Origin of the sequence: Aquirufa aurantiipilula, from assembly GCF_019923745.1 — a bacterium.
GTDB lineage: Bacteria > Bacteroidota > Bacteroidia > Cytophagales > Spirosomataceae > Aquirufa > Aquirufa aurantiipilula.
This window is the reverse complement of the sequence record NZ_JAANOG010000007.1, coordinates 100,571-119,576: the sequence shown is the minus strand read 5'-3', so window position 1 is coordinate 119,576 and position 19,006 is coordinate 100,571. Positions and strand designations below refer to the sequence as shown.

Below are 19,006 nucleotides of genomic sequence, written 5' to 3'. Positions count from 1 at the left end.
GAAGATGAAAGAGACATATTATGCTTTTAAATGATATTATCTTGAAATAAGTCATAAACAAGTATTCTTTTATGAATAGGTACTTCTAAACAACTGTACTTCATTTAAAGTGATTTTAGAATATTTCTGCCAAAATTCATATTAAAAAGATCGACATAGATTTAATAAATCCTTAAAAATTGTAATTCCTAATTTTTATATTTAGAATTAAAAATCACAAATTAGACATAGTAAATCATCAAAATTCCTAATTCATGTTATTATTTCTAAAAAACATATTACCAAGACTCAAAAAATATGGTGATTCGCTTGATAAGATTGAAACCTTAGTTGATAAATCCTGGAGAGTAGTTAATGAAAATAATGAAATTATTATTTACAGATTTAAACGTAATGGTATTTTAAGGAAATCAATAAATGGTAATTTTTATGATTTAACATGGGAATTAGAAGGGGATAATGCAATTGCTATTAAAGATCCAGATAGAAAAATTGGAGAAATATTCAAACAAGGATTCCTTTTAGATGGAGTATTGGTAGTACAAAAAGAAAATTCATTAGGAACTCCTATTTTCTTTTTTAATGAAGACATCCTCAATGAGGATACATTTCAACAATATTTAAAAGATTATATAATTAAGAAGGAATCTCTATCAAAAATATATACTGATAATAAAATATTCTATTCAGACTCTATAAATGTAGGAGGTAAGATTTTTAATGAAGATCTAGAACCTATTGATGAATCATTAACTATCACTACTGGTGAAAAACAGATAAATATATTTAGGGGCGAAATTACAAGCATAAATTTTTCTAAAATATTCCATTCAAATCGAGGAAACATAATAATTACATCAAACAGCTATTCAATTATGATGGGTGGAATCAAAATTGGAGATGAGGCTAAATTTGAGGGGCAATTTGGAAATATAGATGGAGAGTTTATTATAAACTTAGAAAAAATTCTAATTATTAAAATTGAATCTGGAAGGATTATAGATGTTAAACAAAAGAAGGATGAATATTCCTATATTTTATTTGTAGTTATTTTAATCGTTATCTCTATTGGAGGTTTATATTTCTATAACAACAAAAAGAATTCAATTGATGAGAAAATTAATCCACCTTTGATAGACTCTACAAATTCAAATATCGATACATTATCCAATGTGAACAATCAACCGGGAAACTTTGATATAATTAAACAGGATCAACTTAAAAGCATTTTAATATCTTATTTTGAAATGATTAATAAGAGAGAGTGGTCAAAAGTAGAATCACTATTTCAAAGCGAGGTTAAATATTTAGGAGTAAATCAAAGCGTTTTAGATATTCGAAGCCGACTTATTGACTATTGGGATGCTATGAGTGGACTACAAAATATGATTTTATATGACAGAAATAACTTTAGATTAAGTACTTCTTTTGATGGCTATACAGTTGAAGCTGATGTAATAGATCTAGCCGAGAAAGGAATATATAAAATTCCATATTTGTATTTCTCCACAATGACTTTTGAAATATCAAATTCAAATTTAATAAGTTCTATAAAATCTGATATTAAAGGTTCAAAGCCATATTTCCAAAGAATGTTTGATTTAGACGAAAATATAACAGACGAAGATTATAAGAGTAGAAATAATCCTAATGATTGGGATTCAATATTTAAAAAATTGAAATCATTTTCAACTGACTCTCCTAATAAATATATACAATATCAAGAAGCAATTTTAAATATTTATGGTCCAAACTGTTTAGTTGAGAATGCTTCAACTTCATCTAGAGTTAAATTGGAAGATTTTATACGATCCATTTATTACTCTGGAACCTCAGTAAGCTATGTATCAAAAGTTACAACTTCAATGGATTCCAAAATTATTTCTGTCTATTAAAATTTTGAAATATAAGAAGTCGTCAAGTTTAGGCATAAATAAGATGAACCACCTCCAAAAGAAAAAGCACGATCCATACATTCACCAGAGAAAAAATAATATAATGAACTAAATTAGCTTCAAATATTACTACGGAATGAAAAATATCATAAAGATTGAGCATGAAGCTCTTGAGTCTGCTGCAGAGTGCTCCTACAGTAAACTAAGTGAGATCTGGGTCCAGTTGAGAAAGGATATTGATGAAGGGAACCATATCCGGGTAAATGTTAAATCAAGTCGCATTATTGGTCATGGATTTAAAGACATATATGATAATACAACGTTGAATCTATTCATATCAAAGTTTGAAAATGAATTTCATTTTATCATTGGAAGCAAGCCTAATTAAAAACACTTTTTCAGCTTAAAATTGTTTTTGGGCAATCTTTCTAATATTTATATATATAGATAAATATTAAAATGAAATTATTCATCCCAACAAAATCATTGTTCATCAAATTTTCAAGTAACAAAAACTACTTCTATTACAAATAGAAGTAAAGAAATGGTTTATTGATAATAATTTACCTTAAAAAAATAGAGGAATTACCCCTTCTTTTAAGGTAAATTATTGTTTATTTAACTAACCACTTCTATGTAATCACGATAAAATGTTTTGAAATAAATCTTATTTTGGAACAATATTCAAGCTCTCTTATTTTGTTCAGTTTTGTATAAATTTAAAATTAAACCAAACAAATACTTGATTTTTTAAATTATAGATATAATTTTGGTGTACAGTAATAACCAAACATGAATAAAAACCCGAACAAAATTACTCATTTCAGATATTTGACCGACTTGGTTATGGCAGGCTTGCAAAAAGACACAAGGAAAGTTGAAGCCATCGCCTTGAGTTTGTCCAGATCAATTAAACAAATAGACCCTGAAATTGCAAAAGAGATAATTTCTATTTTAAATACAAGTTCAACAGGGGGGCTTAACGCTATTAGATCATTAGATTCTGGACCTTCTCCTATTCCAACAGACGGTGAAACTCATCTTGAAATGGCGCAAGTTGTTCCACCAAATTTATTTGACAGAAATCCGCCCGTATTTAATCATAATTTAAAAAATCAAATAGAAGATATATTAGAAGAGAGGAACAAATTGAAAATATTATTAGAAGAAGGAATTATGCCTTCCACTAGTTTATTACTTATTGGACAACCAGGAACAGGTAAAACGATGTTAGCTCATTATATTGCAAATAGACTTAATAAAAATTTAGTTATTATGGACCTATCTGCAAGTATTTCTAATTTAATGGGGAAAACTGGTACCAACATTAAAAAAGTTTTGAATTTTGCGAAATCAACTGGCTCCGTCCTTTTATTGGATGAATTTGATGCAATTGCTAAAAAACGAGATGACAATAGTGATTTAGGAGAAATAAAAAGAGTTGTTAATGTGCTTTTAATGGAGTTAGAGGACTGGCCAATTTCATCCATGGTAATCGCAACAAGTAACCACCCTGAACTGTTAGACAGGGCTATTTGGAGACGATTTGATCATATTATTGAAATACCTATTCCTGCAATTGAAGAAAGAAACGAATTACTTAATCAAAACTTAGATAAGTATTTATTAAAAGACCTCAAAATTGTGTTTATACCATTAATTTCTGAACTGCTATCTGAAAAGAGCGCGGCAGATATCTGCAAGTTTTCAAATAACCTAAAAAAGCGTATAGTTATAAAAAATGAAGATTTTGCTATAGCAACACTTAACGAATTAGAAAATTTCTGTTCAGATAAAAGAATTAGAGGTAAATTCTGTGTACTTGCAAAAAAAATGCTTGGAAAGGATATGACTGTCAGAAAATTATCAGAAATAACAGGTCTAAGTCCAGCAGGAGTACAACATCACTTAGCAAAATCAAAAGATCATGAATAATAAAAGAAGACCCATTCTTTATAAAGGAGAGTTATATAGCCATTCAATTACAAAAAGGTCATCTAATTTCGGAAAACCTTTGCCTATATCCTTTAATGAAGCTAAAGATAAAATTATTAATGACTTAGATTCTGCGACTGAAATTTTACGTCAATTACCTATAAACTCAAGATTACCCAATGAGATAGTTTTATGTATGAGAATGCATCCAGATTTTTCGGCTAAAAGCTATTATCCAGATTCAATATTTGACGGAACTACAGAGCGATTTGGTTTACAAGAAATAGGCTCTAGGATTTGGCGATCAGAACATTACACTGAGAAAAATGAAAAGAATGACTTAACTCAGGGGAAATTATTTTTTGTAAGAGGGACAGAGGTAAGTATAAATAAATTTAAAACACAATTAAATAAACCAGAAGATACTCAAACTAAAAGCTTCACAGAAGATGTCAGAAAATTAATGAGCATTGATTTGCTTTCAGAAAAGGAACAAATAGGAGGTTTTCAAGATGATTGGAAATCTGGCCGTTTAGAAGCTGTTCTACATCCGTTTGATATTGACAAGAAGGCTGCAATGGATCAATTTCTTAATCTTATAAAATCAGTTGGAGTAGACTTAGATCAAGTTCGATATAAGCAGTATGATGAAGGCATAACTTTTATAAGTTTAATGGGGAATCGAGATGTGTTAAATATACTTGCTGGATTTAACCCATTGAGAACTATTCACCCTCTAAATATCAGAGATTTATCAAAAATTAATAGAGGTTATTTACAGAATGGAGCCCCAACACCTCCAGTATTTACAATTAAACCATTAGTTACTGTTGGAGTAATTGATGGTGGCTATACAGCAGGAAATCCAGCTTTAGATCCTTATGTAGATTATGAAGAGTGTGTAAGTGGTAATGAAGTTGATTATTTATGTGATCATGGAACTCAAGTAGCCAGTGCAGTATTATACGGCGCACTCAATAAATATAAGAATTCTGATCAACTACCAGAACCATCCGTTTCTGTAAAAGTATTTCGAGTACTATCAGTTGATTCAAAAGATGCAGACCTATATGATGTTATAGATGCTATTGAAAAAATTGTACCTTCAAATGACCATATAAAAGTTTATAATTTAAGCTTAGGACCTGAAGGTCAAATATTAGATGATCATATATCTCGATTTACATTTGCCTGCGATATTTTAATTCAAAAACATAATATTTTATTTTGTACAGCTGTCGGTAATGATGGCGAAATAATTGGATATAATAGAATTCAAGCACCTTCCGATATGATAAATGGATTGGCAATTGGAGCATATTCCAAATTTGATGATACTATATTTAGGGCCCCATATAGTTGTATTGGTCCAGGAAGAGAAGGGAATAAACTTAAACCAGACTTATCCGCATTCGGAGGATGCGATCAAAATCCAATTCAATTAATGAATAATATAGGTGGCTCTCGTGTTTTGACTCAGGGAACTAGTTTTTCTAGCCCGATTGCGAGTGCGACAACCAGCCAATTAATGGGATATAGTGATAATGTAATCAATGCTTTAATAGCACGAGCATTAATAATTCATGGTGTTTCGGAAAAATGTGTTGGTTACACAAATGAAATTGGACATGGAATTTTACTAGACGATATTCAACAATTTGCGACTTGTCCTGAAAAATCATATACTTTAATATATAATGGAGAAATAGAGTCTGGTAAATATATTGAATTACCAATTCCATGGTCTGAAGATATTCTTACCGGAAATATAATTTTTAGATGGACAGCTGCAGTTCTTACGAATGTTGATCCACAAAGCCCTGATGATTATTCAACTTCTTCCATTGTTACCTCGTTTTACCCTAACTCATCAAAATTTGCATTTAAAAAGGGAAATAAAATCAAACAAGTAGATATTAGCGTAGACCCAGCAAAAGTGCAGCAATTGGAAGCAGAAGGATGGGCAAAGCTATCTACATTCCCTGTAAGTGAGTCTGGGAAAACTCCTTTTCAAACTGAAAATGACCTACGATCTGATTTTAAATGGGATAGTTTAGAGTCAAAAAGAAAGAATAAAAGGGCTGAAAATATTAAAAAACCAATGTTTCATATACATGCACTTCAAAGAGGTAGAAGAAAAAATTCCAAAAAAGTAAAGTATGCATTAATATTAACAGTTATATCGCCAAAATCAAGCGTTGATTTGTACAGTAAAATTATCAATCAATATAATGCACTTGTTCCTGTAAAATTAGAAATAACTGCTAGAGCATCAGCATCAGCATCAGCATAATTCACGTCAAGGTGTATAAATCTTGGGAGTGAATTACTTTTATTTGCTAGATAACGACTTGATTTTCGACTAAGTCTTAATTGCTTAGAAGCGTAAGAACTCGCTTTAAAACCTAGTTTCACACCATTAAATATAATAATATACACTGGAAGCAAGATCGACCAGGAAACAAGCATCAGAGTGGGAGCCTGCTGACTGTATCGCCAAACGATCAACTTTCTTTCCTTAGTAATCACAGGTCTTTTTTTTAGAAGCTCTGATTTAAACTCTATTTCTAAAGCTTGTCTGGCGATGATTCTTTATAAACGTTAATTTTGTCCTTTTTGTCCAAAGAATAATGTTATTCTGATTAGATAAAACTTATTGCTTCAGTCAATCCGAATTACTTAAAATCTTTTAAATCTGCCTTTTAGGCAGTTTTGCCTATGTTTAAGTATTCAAAAAGTCCATAATAAGATTCTTTTTGAGAGCTTTCTGATACTATGAATTCTTTGATTGTTTTTTTTTCCAAGTAGAATTTCATTCCACTTTCCCATGATTTCCAAACAGTAGGATCAATTCTGCCTTTTGTGTACCAAAGATATTCTTCAGCACAAATATTTAAATAATCAATTACAATTGATTGTTCCATTTCTGATAAACGATATTCTGGATTATTCTGGGATTGATAGACAATATGATTTAAATGATTATTAAACTTCTCATCATATTTATCATTGTACATTACGAAAAGCTCTTTAAATATTTTATCATTTTCAATTTTGTATTGTCGTAAACCTATCGAAACTGAAATTGCTAAAGCAATAATTGTGATAGAAATTTCCATTTTCTCTTTAAAAATAAAGTATATGAAGGATGCCAAAATTACACTCAGAATAATTAAGTATATATCTAAGAATTTTAATAGGTGTTTTGTCATGGGGATTTTTAAAATTAAAGCAATTTATTCTGAATATTCGATCATTTTGTCCTAAAGTAAGCGCTGAAATGATGTATAGTCAAGGGATTGTTAAACTGTTGAGTTATTAAGTTTAAGTATAGTGATTTTTATTTCAAGTAAAGGAAGTGAATTTTACTAATTCCATTTTTCAAGTTGGAATGAGAATAAATCATTTACCAACTTATAGATTTTCGATTTGCTACATATTGTTATTAAATATGCTTATGATATTGGATAGCTAAAAATCTCTTTCAATTTGTTTCGATGTTATTATTTTTGAAAGCAAAACTTCAAACCTTACATTTTCATTGCTAAGCGTTTTTAAAATAGGGGTTATTTTATCAAATTCATTTTCCTTGTTGATGATTATGTATTCAATAGCACTTAAGTTTAACTTCATTCTATGCTTTTCATCTTTATTTTGCGGAATTGATTTTCTATTCGTGCTAAAGAGTGGCTCAACTAGCGAATTGTTCGGGATGTAGCGCCATTCTCTTTCATCATAGAATTTCTTTCGCTTCTCTTTTCCGTCTTTGTATTCTTGATTACCTATGAATTGCTTTAAATAAGGAAGTAAATGTTTCCTTTCGTATTCATTAAGTTCTTTGTTTTTAATAAGGGATTTTACCAGTTGGCTTTCACTGGTTACATACCAAACTGGTTTTACACCGAGTTCTCTTGCATATGTTCTTTTTATTCCAATACCATATCTACCATACCAATCAAAATGTTCTTTGATTAAACTCAACGGAATATCACAAAAGCAAGCCATCGCAACACGATAACCATTGTTTCTTAATGGCAATTTTTCAAAGGTATTACTACAATAAAAACCCTCTCTTAAATTATTGATTAGATAATCTAAACTCTCTGTAAAGTTGAATAAAGTGGTTGAACTGATCCTTGCCATTTTTAATTCGTTTGATTAAGTGAGGTAGTTGACCTGATTACAATTCTATATGCTGGTTTTCTTTCGGCAGAGACTGAAAAATCATTTATCGCATTTACTGAAAAGTCATTAAGTTTTGTATCTACACTTGGTAGATCAAGAGTTGCTTTGTTTCCAATGCTATACGGATAAAGTCCTACAGCTTCACGAATTTGTGCTGATGAATAATAAGTTGCCTCTTCTTTATTAGGATTAAATAAACAACAAGTAATTATCCGCCACGGTTGTGCAAGCTTTGGATGAAAGCTATGAAAACTAACGGGGCCTGCCAATGCTAACCTTTCTATATCATTTGTTTTTACTAATGAACAACCAAATTGGTCTTCATCAAATTTCCTTGAACAAATGTCTTTACCATTGAAAAGGTAATCAGCTAAGCCATTGTAAAGCAGATAGCGAACAACACACCCTGAAGCAGCTGAAAGACGATTCAATTTAGTCCATTGATACTCACGACCACTTCTTAAAGTAGCAATGTCATGATATGTGCCGTCAAGATTTAAAACCTTAGCTTGTAAAGCCCACCAAAGAAACTGACCAGTTGCGGTTTCGACAAAAATGTCCATGTCGTTTCCATGAGTTCTTTCATTTCTTGCCTCTAATGCCCAAACACCAATGTTAGGAAAGGATAAGCGATTGTCTTCGATTTCAGAAACAATATCAGATGTAAGACCAATTTCCCTTGCTTGATTGCCAGTTCGATGGTTCCTGATTATTTTGTTCCAAGTATCAGTTGAAATTGATTCGAACAGCTTACATCTATTTGATAATTGTACTAATAGCATCTTTTTAAATTTTAATTCACCTTCACCTGCCCATTCATCAGCATTGGCAAAAGCCAATCACGCAGTTCGATGAGTTTTTGGTTTTCGATTAAGTTATTACCAATTTTTTCATATAAAGGAGAAACTATTTCATTAAAAGATTCAATCATTCCATCTGGTGGAACTAAAATTTTAAAACCCTTTACAAGTCCACCATTGAGATTATTTATGTTAGTCCCTAAACATTCGTTTTTAATGGTCGTAAACATGAAATCTGATTGTGTGTATGAGTATAAATAAAATCTGAATTCCCCTTTTGCAACAATTTTTGCACAAAAGGCTCCGAATGATACTTCCTCTTCAAAATAGAAAAATCCATTCTTGCCAATATGTTCCTTGCTACCACTGGACATCGTAATTAATATATCGTACTTATTTAGAACCTGGCTAGAGGAAACATTCTCTTTAGGAACATATACCATATCATTTAAATCAATGACATTGCCAGAAACATTAGTTGCCCTTAATATTGGAATTACTCCAGTTTCGTTTTGACTCTTAATCTCACTTGAATCATAAGTTACACCACGAACAAGTTCTGCTATATCTCCAAGTTTTCCATCTTCCCATCCCTCAGGAATCTCTCTTTTCAACTCCTCATTCCAAAACATATTACCGCCACTCGTTTTGTATGGCTTTCCATTTTTATCAGGGAAATCAAACTGAACAAACCAATAATCGTAGATGGTTTTGGCCATGGATTCTAATTCACCATTGATGCGGTTGTTGAGTTCGATTTTGGAATAGTTATTCTTTACAAAAGCAACTATTGAGTCCTGTGTTTTTTTATCTGGAAGAGGTATTGGTATATCATACAAATCTCTTTGATATAAAGCAATTACAGTTGTTGTGCCGCTTTTACACCTATCAATGAATTTTCTCATTACTGGAATTTTAAGTAATGCATTAATGTAGGTGCTAGAAATTCCTTCATGATGTTTTATTCTAACCAACATGTGGTTAAACACCATGTTAAAGTTAAGATTGCCAATCACACAAGTCTTTCCAACTAATTCCTTACTATTTCTAACATTCAATAAAAAGTCGTCTTTGTGTAATCTGTACTTTTCTAATTCCTCTTTTGAAACAACTGTATATTCAATTCTATTCAAATGATAACCTCCATTATTATCGAGATTATTCATTTTTAAATAGGGGGTTCCTGATTCAGAAAGTTCTCGGTTAGATCTTATCAATCCTTGCTGATATTCTGTAATTAGGTCACCCCATTTATACCAAGACCAATTATCTGGAAGTATAAATGGAATATCATCTGATTTCAAAGTACTTTTTAAATTAAAACTCATACTTCAATCTATTTAATTGTTCATGAATTTCTATTTCCAATGTTCTAGATTCGGCAAAAAGGTTGTTTAAGTTGGCTTTAAAGCTATTCATTTTGGCTTCAAACTCGGCAGGTGTAATGTCTGTATATTCAATTTTCACCTCAAAATATTGCCCTGCACTAAAACTGTAGTTTTTTTCTTTTATCTGTTCGTAATTCACCACAATGGCAAAATCTTCCTTAGCTACATGCTTATTGAAGGTTTCTATAATTGTCAGCTCTTCAATATCAGATAGCACTGTTTTTTGACTCTTTCCTTCCTTTACTGTAGAACCTAATTTAGAAGCATCCATCAATACAATATCACCTTTTATATTGGCTTTGTCCAAAAACAAAATACTTACATTGGTGCCTGTGGTGGCAAAAATATTACTCGGCATACTAACCACACCACGTAACATTTTTTCCTCAACCAGACGTTCTCGTATTTTCTTTTCAATGCCGCTTTGTGCCGTAATAAAACCAGTAGGTACTACAATTGCAGCTTTTCCATTATCAGATAATGAAAACATGATATGCTGAATGAACAAAGGATAAATGGCCATTTTGTCTTTGTCCTTTTTCGGGATATTCGGAAAACCGGCAAAAAAGCGTTCGTTGTTTTGCTTGGTATCTAAATCGGCTACGTAATCACTAAAGTCTAACTTAAAGGGAGGATTTGATACTATATAATCAAATTTCATCAGCTTATCACCAACCTTGTGGTATGGGGTTTTAATGGTATTGCCCTGAATAATATTTTGAATGGAGTGAACCAAATTGTTCAATATCAAATTCAAACGCAACATACTTGATGACTTCTGAGAAATATCCTGTGAATAAATTGTACAGCGATCCTCGCCAATGGCATGAGCCAAATTCATTAATAAGGTTCCCGAACCTGCCGATGGGTCGTAACAAGTTACATTACTCACTGGCTTATCTACCAAGATAGAAGCCATGATTTTTGAAACCGCATGAGGAGTGTAATACTCCGCGTATTTACCTCCACCATCTTTGTTATAATCTTTAATGAGGTATTCAAAAATTGTAGAGAAGAAATCAAACTTTTGATTGAAGATTTTCTCGAAACTAAAATTCACTAATTGGTTGATAATAGCTTTGCAAAAATTATCACGCTGATTGCTGTCTGTAATGTAATTACTGATTTCATCAAACAATACAATTTTCGCACCTGAGCCTGTTTTTACCGAGAAAATATCGTTATTGAATATGGCGATATCACGTAGGGTATCATCAAAAAACTTAGCAAATTCTACAGTGTCTTGTCGGTTATAAAGGTTAGAGATAAAATGTTCCCGTTTTAGTTTGGCGCTGTCAGGGCTCATGCGTAGTAACAACATTTCATATTGGTTGTCGCTATATTGGGCAATTTCCTTTTCCCAGCTTTCGGCCAAAGCTAGTTTAGGTTCTAATTGTTTTACCTCATACCCAAATTTGTCGTTCATAAACTTATATAGAAACACCTGGGTTATAATTTTAAATTCATTACCATCGTTTCCTAATCCATATGAGGTACAAACACCCTTCAGGTTATCAATTAGTTCTTTTGTCTGTACTGTAAAATCTTGGGTTACCATGCTCTATTTCCTTGATATTCGTTCATATATTCTTTCACTAAACAAGTGTTGATGTGCTTGGCTGATTCGGGATCTAGGTCAATTTTGGTTTTTCCAAAACTGCCAATCACCATTTGTATGAGAAGTTTGTCAAAATAGCTTTCATTGTTCAACATTTGAGTATTGATCATAACCTTTTCATCAACTTGTTTTTTAATGTCCATTAGTGTTTCGCAAATTTCGCTTTCACGTTTTGAAATATTGCCATTTTCTAGAATCCGCTTGTGCATTCTTGCATACTTAGTATCGTTCTCATATTTTGCTTTAAGTAAATTATTTTTTCGGTTTAGCTCCGTTACTTTATCGTAAATCTTTTGTAGCGAAGCAATATTGTATTTCATTTCGTCTTGTGATATTTCATCAAGATTTTTCTTGTCAAATAATCGTTTTAACTCTTCATATAAATTTACAAACTGTGGGTCAACTTGGTCAAAATTGCCTCCTAATGCTTCACGGGTTTTGCGGAGCATATCTTTCAACTGGTCAGCTATGACCATTTCTTCTTCTGAAACCTTGTGGAACATGAAGAGCACATTTTCTAATGCCACATTAAGCAAATTTGTAGTATCTACATTGTTTTCAATGTTGGCTTTGAGGTTGAGCAAATCCAAATGGCGTGAAGCTTCATTGTATAGTTGGTTCAGTTTTTTAAAATCAACTTTTTCCAACAAATCGAAATGACCTTCTAAACGAATAAGGTTGTAAATGTTCTTGGCAATTTCTAATGCCTTCTTAATCGCTAATACTTGAGTTCGATCTTCAATTTGACTGATTTGCTGAGAGAATACTTCTGCATTTCGTAAGTCGTAATGAAACAACTTTTCTTTGATGCTCTTTATTTCTTCTTCAATCTCTTCTTTTGATTTAAAAAGGTTGGAATAGTTCTGAATTTCATCCCCCAACTCGGCTTGCAATTCGTCAAAATAAGCCTTATTGGTAGCATCAAACTCTTTGGTTATATCAGCAAAGTCAACCACATAACCATATCTGAATTTTTTATATGGACGGTTTACTCTTGTAAGCGTTTGTAATAAGTTGTGGTTCTTAATAATTCTGCCGATGTATAATTTTTTGAGACGTTTGGCATCAAATCCTGTGAGCAACATATTGTATACAAACAGGATATCAATTTTGCCATCCTTGAAACCCTCTACTTCATTTTTACGGTCGTCTTTTGAGCCAATGTCGTGAAGAATTAATGAAGCAACTAAGTTTTTATTTTGGTCAGCTAAATTCGTTCCATAATCTAAAACAGGTTCAGCAGTCATTAAGTAGGGTGGAACTTCTTCAACCGTTTTTTGTGTTGGATTGTACTTACTGATAAAAATTTCAAACAATTTTCGTGCTTGTTCGGCACTATCACAAACCACCATCGCACCAATAGATTCGTCTCCAAAGCGAACACGGCTTTTTAGAAAATCCTGAACAATATAATCCAACATAGGCTCTACAAACCTTGCATGAGCATAAATCACCCTTTTGTCTGCATCACCTTTTAAAATTTCCACTTCTTTCAGTGCTTCTTTCAACTGAAATTTGTAGGTAGTTTCAATGTCTTCACGGATGAGTTTTAAGGTATATCCATCAGCTATTGAGGCGTTGTAGTAATATTTGTGAATGTAATCACCAAATATTTGGCGTGACGTCCTGTCATTGCCAATTAATGGAGTTCCTGTTAAACCAATGATAATTGCATTTCTATCTGAATTTAAAAGGTTGGCTAAGAAACTACCGGTTGGGTTGTAACTGCGATGTACTTCATCTAAAAAGTAAACTCGCTGGGTGTTGATGTCATAATCATTCACTTTCAACACGTCCGTATCGTCTTTGAATTTTTGAATATTTACAACGGTTATTTCTCGCTTACCTGAAAGATTATGAATGGCTTGTCTTGCTTTGAAATTTCGAAGTAATTCGTCTTTTGAGTTTACCGTATGTACAATCAAACCACGACTTGTAAATTCCCTTTTGGCTTGATTCATCAAATCAATACGGTCAACAATAAAATAGAATTTTGGAACAACTCCCTTTTGCTGAAAATAGTCCGTCAGGTATTTTACATTGTAATACGAGAGCGCGGTTTTTCCGCTTCCTTGTGTATGCCAAATAATTCCTTTTTTAATTCCTTCATTTAGTTTCCGTTCAATGGCTTTAGTGGCAAACAACTGAGGATAACGCATTATGTGTTTTTCCAAGCCTTTTTCTTCGTTCACATACGCAATAGCGTATTTCAAAATAGTCGCAAAACGGTCTCGGCTAAAAAGTGAGGTCAGAATACGATTGGTAGGGGAATTTGGATCTTTGTTAGTAATAAACTCAGGCGAATGTTTGATAACAGAAAGGTTATTGTCTTTCAAAACCAAATTCTCTAAATCATCATCTTCCACTTTTAATAAAGTCGCTAAATCAAATTTATCCTCCTCTCTGAAACAATTAAAGTTGGCTGAATTATATGAGGTTGAAGCATAAAAAGCGCCTTGTATTGGTTCAATAGATTCAATATCGTACTCCATATTGTTTGAGAATACAAGTAGCTGGGAAATATTGATGAACTTTCGAAACTTCTTATTTTTAAACCGTACATTGATGCGGTCTCTTTCCTGCAAAACACCCTCTTGATTATTCGGTTTTTTAACCTCAATAAATGCCAGAGGCATTCCGTTGATCAATATGGTTATATCAGGTCTGAATTCATCGTCTCCGTTTTTATAGGTTAGCTCTGTTACAACATGATATGAGTTGATATTGAGATCTTTAAAGTCAATTAATTTCGTTCCTGAAGTTGATGTAAGCATATTGTAAAATGCTTCTCCCAAATCCTCATTGTCTAAAACTAGTGAAACGTCTTCAAGTAGTCTTTTTATATCAGCTTTATCAAGTTCAGGATTTATGCGATTAATGCTATCATGAAAAATATCGGTAAATATATTGGTCTCTAAATCCCATTTAGCTTTAGTTAGCGAAATGTATTTATAACCCAATCTGTTCAGATGCAGAATAGCAGGGATTTTTACCCTTGAATTTTCGTTAAAGGCCATATAGAACTATTTCAAATTTCTCATTACTCATTAAATTGATTCAGAAAATGGATCTATTTAAATAGTATCAACTTCTTAGAATTTGCTTGAAATTTGAGTTTTTCACTTTAAACTTTACAGTAGATATTTCGATTTAATCTAAATGCTAAATAAATTTTAAAAATGTTATTTTCATAAAGGATTTGAAATTATCGAATCCTTTTATTAAAAAACTAAAACTAAATATAATGAAAGTATATAAATTTCCTCTATCTAAAAGAGCCTTGTGTAATGTTTACTTATTAAAAGGTAAATATCAAAACAATCAAAATTCATTACAAATTATCAATAGGTCCAACGATGACCCATTGCTTACTGTATCTATTTGTGTACCTGGTTTAAATCTTAAAAATGATGAATTGGTAATTAAGAATTATTCTGAAAATGAAGGTATTCTTGAATTTCTTATTGAAAATGAAATAGCTGAACTCACAAATAGATATGTTCAAATTGGGTACATTGACGCTCCAATAGTTAAGCTTTTGGTCAGTGATAAGATATGAATTATTAGAATTTAAAAGGCAATAACTAAATTAAAAGGAATATTTAAGACACAAAACCTGTACCCATACCTGTACCATAAAAAGAAAAAAACCTGCAAATACTTGATTTACAGGTTTTTAATTTAACTAAAAGTGATCCCGCTGGGATTCGAACCCAGGACCCATACATTAAAAGTGTATTGCTCTACCAACTGAGCTACGGAATCATCAAGCTTACGCTTGTATATCAATTGACCCACTCTGGAGTCGAAAGGAAGTTTAGCCACTGGCCAACTTCAGTTTGCAAAAGCAGAACATTTTCCCCTTATTGCGGTGCAAAACTAGTACGGTTTTTCGAATTATGCAAGTCTACCATCTAAATAAAATTATATTTTTTGCACTTTTTTATTTCTGCTTTTGGCAACCTGCTTATAGCCAAATAGATAGAAATCAATTGACCCTAGCAGATTCTTTGTTTAAAAGCAATCGTTTACTAGAGGCAGAAAAAATTTATTTGCCATTCGTTGAATCCCAACGCAGCGAAAATGAAACAATCCGATTAAAATTAGGCTACATAGCTAAAGCCAAAAACGATTGGTTACAAGAATTATATTATTTATCTAGCTTACAAGCTGAGCAAGATCGACCGGCCATTGCCAAACGTCTCCAAGAAATAGGAGATAGGCAAGGACTTTCTGGTTTTCAAATCAATATCATGGACCAGTTTCTTTGGATTTATTTTACATATTTCCCATACCTAATGGGCTTTTTGTTTGCTTTGGCCTTTTATGTGGTGGGTATTTTAAGCTTCAAAAAAGTCAAAAAATTAAAAATCAAAGCCTACAGTTTGTATTATCTGGGATTCTATCTCTTATTTTTAACTTGGTTCGCCAATTTCCCAGCTTTACTACAATATGGCATTATCACCAAAGAAAAGGCCTATTTGAGAGATTATGCCTCATCTGCTGCACCCGTAAAACAAATGCTAAAAAAAGGAAATCGAATTATCCACTGGCAGAAAAAAGATATCTGGGTAAACTGCTATTTCGAAGGGCAATTGGGATATGTGAAAGCAGACGATTACTTACCCATCAACTAAAGATTAAAAATCTCGAAACTCAAATCGAGAATAATTTCTCGTTCTTTATCACTATTGCCCATTACACCTTTTACCCGTAAATCGGCATTTTTAATAGCTTCAATGATACGAACAACCTTTCCGATTGGGTAATTTCGCTTAGCCAAGGTATAATCCTTGACATAGTAAGGATTTACTCCAATAGCACTGGCCATCTCTCCATCCGAGATAGAACCTAAATCATGCACTTGTAACACCTTAGCAAAGAAATTAAACAACATGATCAACATGGGTGCCGCAGGGTTTTGCTTGGTATTCTCCGCAAAATAAAAGGCTATTTTCTGTCCTTTTTCTCCATTTCGTTGAATGATGGCTTTTTGAAATTCAAAATAATTGTACTCCCGACTTATACCAATGAATTTCTCTACCTCATCTAAGCCTATTTCCTTGCCTTGTGGGACGTTCACGATCAATTTATCAGCCTCGTGGGCCATTCTCTTTAAATCCGTCCCTACAAAGGAAACCATTAGTTCCTGAGCATTCGCTTGAATATGCAAAGCATGAGAACCTAAATAATCCTTTAACCAAACTCCTAAACGATCTTCACTGATTTTTTTAGAAGCTACCACAACACCTTTCTTATCCAAAGGTGCTAGAATTTTGGATTTATCCGTTAACAGCGTTTTTAGCGTAAAAACGAGAATGGTCGATTCCGTAGGTCTTTCACAATAATCTACCCATGCTTTCCAATCCGTATTCCCCTTATCTTTAGCATCTGTTTTGCCTTTAGCCATGGCTTCTAAAAAAACAGCTTCCTTCACAATAATCACTTGTTTGTCTGACATCATGGGAAACCTGCGGGAATAAGAAATCACTTCTCCCAAAGATTGATCTTTTCCGTACATGACAAACTGATTGAAACTTTGCTGATCCGGACTCAATACCTTATTTTCAAAAGCATCCACCAATTGGTCAATAAAAAATGGCTCATCCCCATGGATTAGGTAAATAGGTGCCAATTTTAGTTGTTTGATGTCTTTTAATACGTCTTGAGCACTTTTTTGCATGGAAATATTGGAATTTAAATCGAGATACAAAGCTAATCAAAAGCTCTTGATCCAAAAATATTAATCTTTGGCATCAAGCTTTACAAATTAATCCCGTAGGTTTGCTGCAAAATAGAACAATATGCAGATTAAACCGAACTCCGTTGTATTCATTTCTTACCAATTGTCTTTCCCCAATGAAGAAGGAGAGCCAGAGGTAGTTGAAATTGTCGACGAAAATGAACCCATGGTTTTTATCCATGGATTAAGTGGCTTACCGGAAGCTTTCGAAGCTAATTTAAATGGACTTTCCGTAAACGATACTTTCGATTTTACCATTCAAGCAGAAGATGCTTATGGCGTGGTGGATCCAAATGCTATCATAGATTTACCTAAATCCATCTTTCAAATTGAAGGACAAGACACGAGTGATATGTTAAAAGTGGGGAATTTTATTCCTATGACAGACGATCAAGGAAACCGTATGCAAGGTATGGTGGTTCAAGTGGGTCCAGAAACTGTCACCATGGATTTTAACCATCCTTTGGCTGAAAAAGACTTAATGTTTAGCGGAAAAGTTATTAAAGTACGTGAAGCAACTGCGGAAGAGATTGCTCATGGCCACGTGCATGGCGAGGGTGGGGTGCATCATCATTAATTGTCAACGAAGAATGTAGAATGAAGAATTAAGGATGTATATAGTTCCAAAAATTCATTCTACTTTCTACATTTTACATTCTTCATTCCTAAACCAACTCCAAATCAGCATAAGCCTTAACATCCACGCCAAATTTGCGTAAGAAGTCAACACCTTCATCGGAAGGAAGGCCTTTATAAGCTGCATAAGAGTTTAGGTATATTACTCGCTTAATTTTCATGCTATAAATGATTCTAGCGCAGGATATACAAGGGGAGAGGGTCACATAAATCGTGGAGCCTTCTACATCAGCGCCATTTTTAGAAGCATACAAAATCGCATTTTGTTCGGCATGTAATGCCAAAGAACAAGAACCCTTGGAATCTCTTGGGCAACCATCTTCTCCAAATTCATCATCGCAATTATGAGTACCTGCTGGTGGACCATTGTAACCGATGGAAATAATTCGTGTTTCTTTGGTAAGTACACATCCTACCTGCGCTCGGGTACAATGCGATCTCAAAGCTAAATTTTGAGCTAATTCCATGAAAATCGCATCGAATGGTGGTTTATTCATATAGGCTATCGAATCGGTGGGGTCAAATTTGATCACAAATATCCAATTTATTTTTCAATTGAATAGTGTAGGCTTTCTTTAAAATATTACCAGGTGACTTCGAGAACCTCAGTCACCTTTTAAAATTGATGAAGATTAGTTGCTAAAAGGTGACTGAGGCTCTCGAAACCAGCTGCAAAAAAAAAAGACAAATCTTTCGACTTGTCTTTCTAAAAGTAGCGGGGAGCAGAATCGAACTGCCGACCTTTGGGTTATGAATCCAACGCTCTAACCATCTGAGCTACCCCGCCAAATTGCGTTGCAAAGGTA

Annotated in this window: 15 protein-coding genes and 2 tRNA genes; 7 read left to right on the top strand and 10 right to left on the bottom strand. The window is 32.9% G+C overall.

All coding sequences use genetic code 11. The features are described 5' to 3' along the window. Window positions 1–254: 254 nt before the first annotated feature. The 4 genes from G9H60_RS09420 (at window position 255) to G9H60_RS09405 (ending at window position 6,123) form a co-directional block, all read left to right on the top strand. Window positions 255–1,895: a hypothetical protein gene (locus tag G9H60_RS09420; RefSeq protein ID WP_223143802.1), complete on the top strand. Its 1,641-nt coding sequence runs from the start codon at window positions 255–257 to the stop codon at window positions 1,893–1,895. Between the two features lie 136 nt (window positions 1,896–2,031). Continuing rightward, window positions 2,032–2,283 carry a hypothetical protein gene (locus G9H60_RS09415; protein ID WP_223143801.1) on the top strand — a complete coding sequence of 84 codons (252 nt, stop codon included), beginning with the start codon at window positions 2,032–2,034 and terminating at the stop codon, window positions 2,281–2,283. A 404-nt stretch (window positions 2,284–2,687) separates the two neighbouring features. Further along, complete coding sequence (locus G9H60_RS09410; RefSeq protein ID WP_223143800.1) at window positions 2,688–3,830, top strand: AAA family ATPase; 1,143 nt, start codon at window positions 2,688–2,690, stop codon at window positions 3,828–3,830. Beyond that, window positions 3,823–6,123: a S8 family peptidase gene (locus G9H60_RS09405; protein WP_223143799.1), complete on the top strand. Its 2,301-nt coding sequence runs from the start codon at window positions 3,823–3,825 to the stop codon at window positions 6,121–6,123. Before G9H60_RS09410 ends, G9H60_RS09405 begins: the two co-directional genes overlap by 8 nt. Before the next feature lie 409 nt (window positions 6,124–6,532). Here G9H60_RS09405 and G9H60_RS09400 read toward each other — a convergent pair whose 3' ends face one another. The 6 genes from G9H60_RS09400 to G9H60_RS09375 form a co-directional block, all read right to left on the bottom strand. Further along, entirely contained in the window at window positions 6,533–7,042 is a 510-nt protein-coding gene (locus tag G9H60_RS09400) for a hypothetical protein (RefSeq protein WP_223143798.1), read from the bottom strand. A 259-nt stretch (window positions 7,043–7,301) separates the two neighbouring features. Beyond that, window positions 7,302–7,973: an abortive infection system antitoxin AbiGi family protein gene (locus G9H60_RS09395; RefSeq protein ID WP_223143797.1), complete on the bottom strand. Its 672-nt coding sequence runs from the start codon at window positions 7,971–7,973 to the stop codon at window positions 7,302–7,304. A 2-nt stretch (window positions 7,974–7,975) separates the two neighbouring features. Beyond that, window positions 7,976–8,854, bottom strand: coding sequence for a hypothetical protein (locus tag G9H60_RS09390; RefSeq protein WP_223143796.1), 879 nt, complete (start codon window positions 8,852–8,854; stop codon window positions 7,976–7,978). Further along, window positions 8,809–10,143 (bottom strand): restriction endonuclease subunit S, encoded by a 1,335-nt coding sequence (locus tag G9H60_RS09385; protein ID WP_223143795.1) that lies wholly within the window; start codon window positions 10,141–10,143, stop codon window positions 8,809–8,811. The genes G9H60_RS09390 and G9H60_RS09385 overlap by 46 nt, the downstream gene beginning before the upstream one ends. Next, window positions 10,133–11,629: an HsdM family class I SAM-dependent methyltransferase gene (locus G9H60_RS09380; RefSeq protein ID WP_262900002.1), complete on the bottom strand. Its 1,497-nt coding sequence runs from the start codon at window positions 11,627–11,629 to the stop codon at window positions 10,133–10,135. The genes G9H60_RS09385 and G9H60_RS09380 overlap by 11 nt, the downstream gene beginning before the upstream one ends. Before the next feature lie 125 nt (window positions 11,630–11,754). Then, window positions 11,755–14,838 carry a type I restriction endonuclease subunit R gene (locus G9H60_RS09375; protein ID WP_223143793.1) on the bottom strand — a complete coding sequence of 1,028 codons (3,084 nt, stop codon included), beginning with the start codon at window positions 14,836–14,838 and terminating at the stop codon, window positions 11,755–11,757. A gap of 227 nt (window positions 14,839–15,065) precedes the next feature. On the opposite strand from G9H60_RS09375, the gene G9H60_RS09370 reads away from it, so the two are divergent. Beyond that, window positions 15,066–15,380, top strand: coding sequence for a hypothetical protein (locus G9H60_RS09370; protein WP_223143792.1), 315 nt, complete (start codon window positions 15,066–15,068; stop codon window positions 15,378–15,380). Window positions 15,381–15,513: 133 nt separating this feature from the next. Here the strand turns inward: G9H60_RS09370 and G9H60_RS09365 are convergent. After that, a tRNA-Lys gene (locus G9H60_RS09365) sits at window positions 15,514–15,586 on the bottom strand. A gap of 134 nt (window positions 15,587–15,720) precedes the next feature. On the opposite strand from G9H60_RS09365, the gene G9H60_RS09360 reads away from it, so the two are divergent. Further along, window positions 15,721–16,458: a hypothetical protein gene (locus G9H60_RS09360; RefSeq protein WP_223143791.1), complete on the top strand. Its 738-nt coding sequence runs from the start codon at window positions 15,721–15,723 to the stop codon at window positions 16,456–16,458. Here G9H60_RS09360 and holA read toward each other — a convergent pair. After that, window positions 16,455–17,504 (bottom strand): DNA polymerase III subunit delta, encoded by a 1,050-nt coding sequence (gene holA, locus G9H60_RS09355; protein ID WP_223143790.1) that lies wholly within the window; start codon window positions 17,502–17,504, stop codon window positions 16,455–16,457. The genes G9H60_RS09360 and holA overlap by 4 nt on opposite strands. Window positions 17,505–17,625: 121 nt before the next feature. Between holA and G9H60_RS09350 the strand changes: the two genes are divergently transcribed. Then, window positions 17,626–18,141 carry an FKBP-type peptidyl-prolyl cis-trans isomerase gene (locus G9H60_RS09350; RefSeq protein ID WP_223143789.1) on the top strand — a complete coding sequence of 172 codons (516 nt, stop codon included), beginning with the start codon at window positions 17,626–17,628 and terminating at the stop codon, window positions 18,139–18,141. Between the two features lie 88 nt (window positions 18,142–18,229). Here the strand turns inward: G9H60_RS09350 and G9H60_RS09345 are convergent, their stop codons facing one another. Continuing rightward, entirely contained in the window at window positions 18,230–18,697 is a 468-nt protein-coding gene (locus tag G9H60_RS09345; protein ID WP_223143788.1) for a deoxycytidylate deaminase, read from the bottom strand. Window positions 18,698–18,913: 216 nt separating this feature from the next. Further along, window positions 18,914–18,987: transfer RNA gene (locus G9H60_RS09340), tRNA-Met, on the bottom strand. Window positions 18,988–19,006 lie beyond the last annotated feature (19 nt).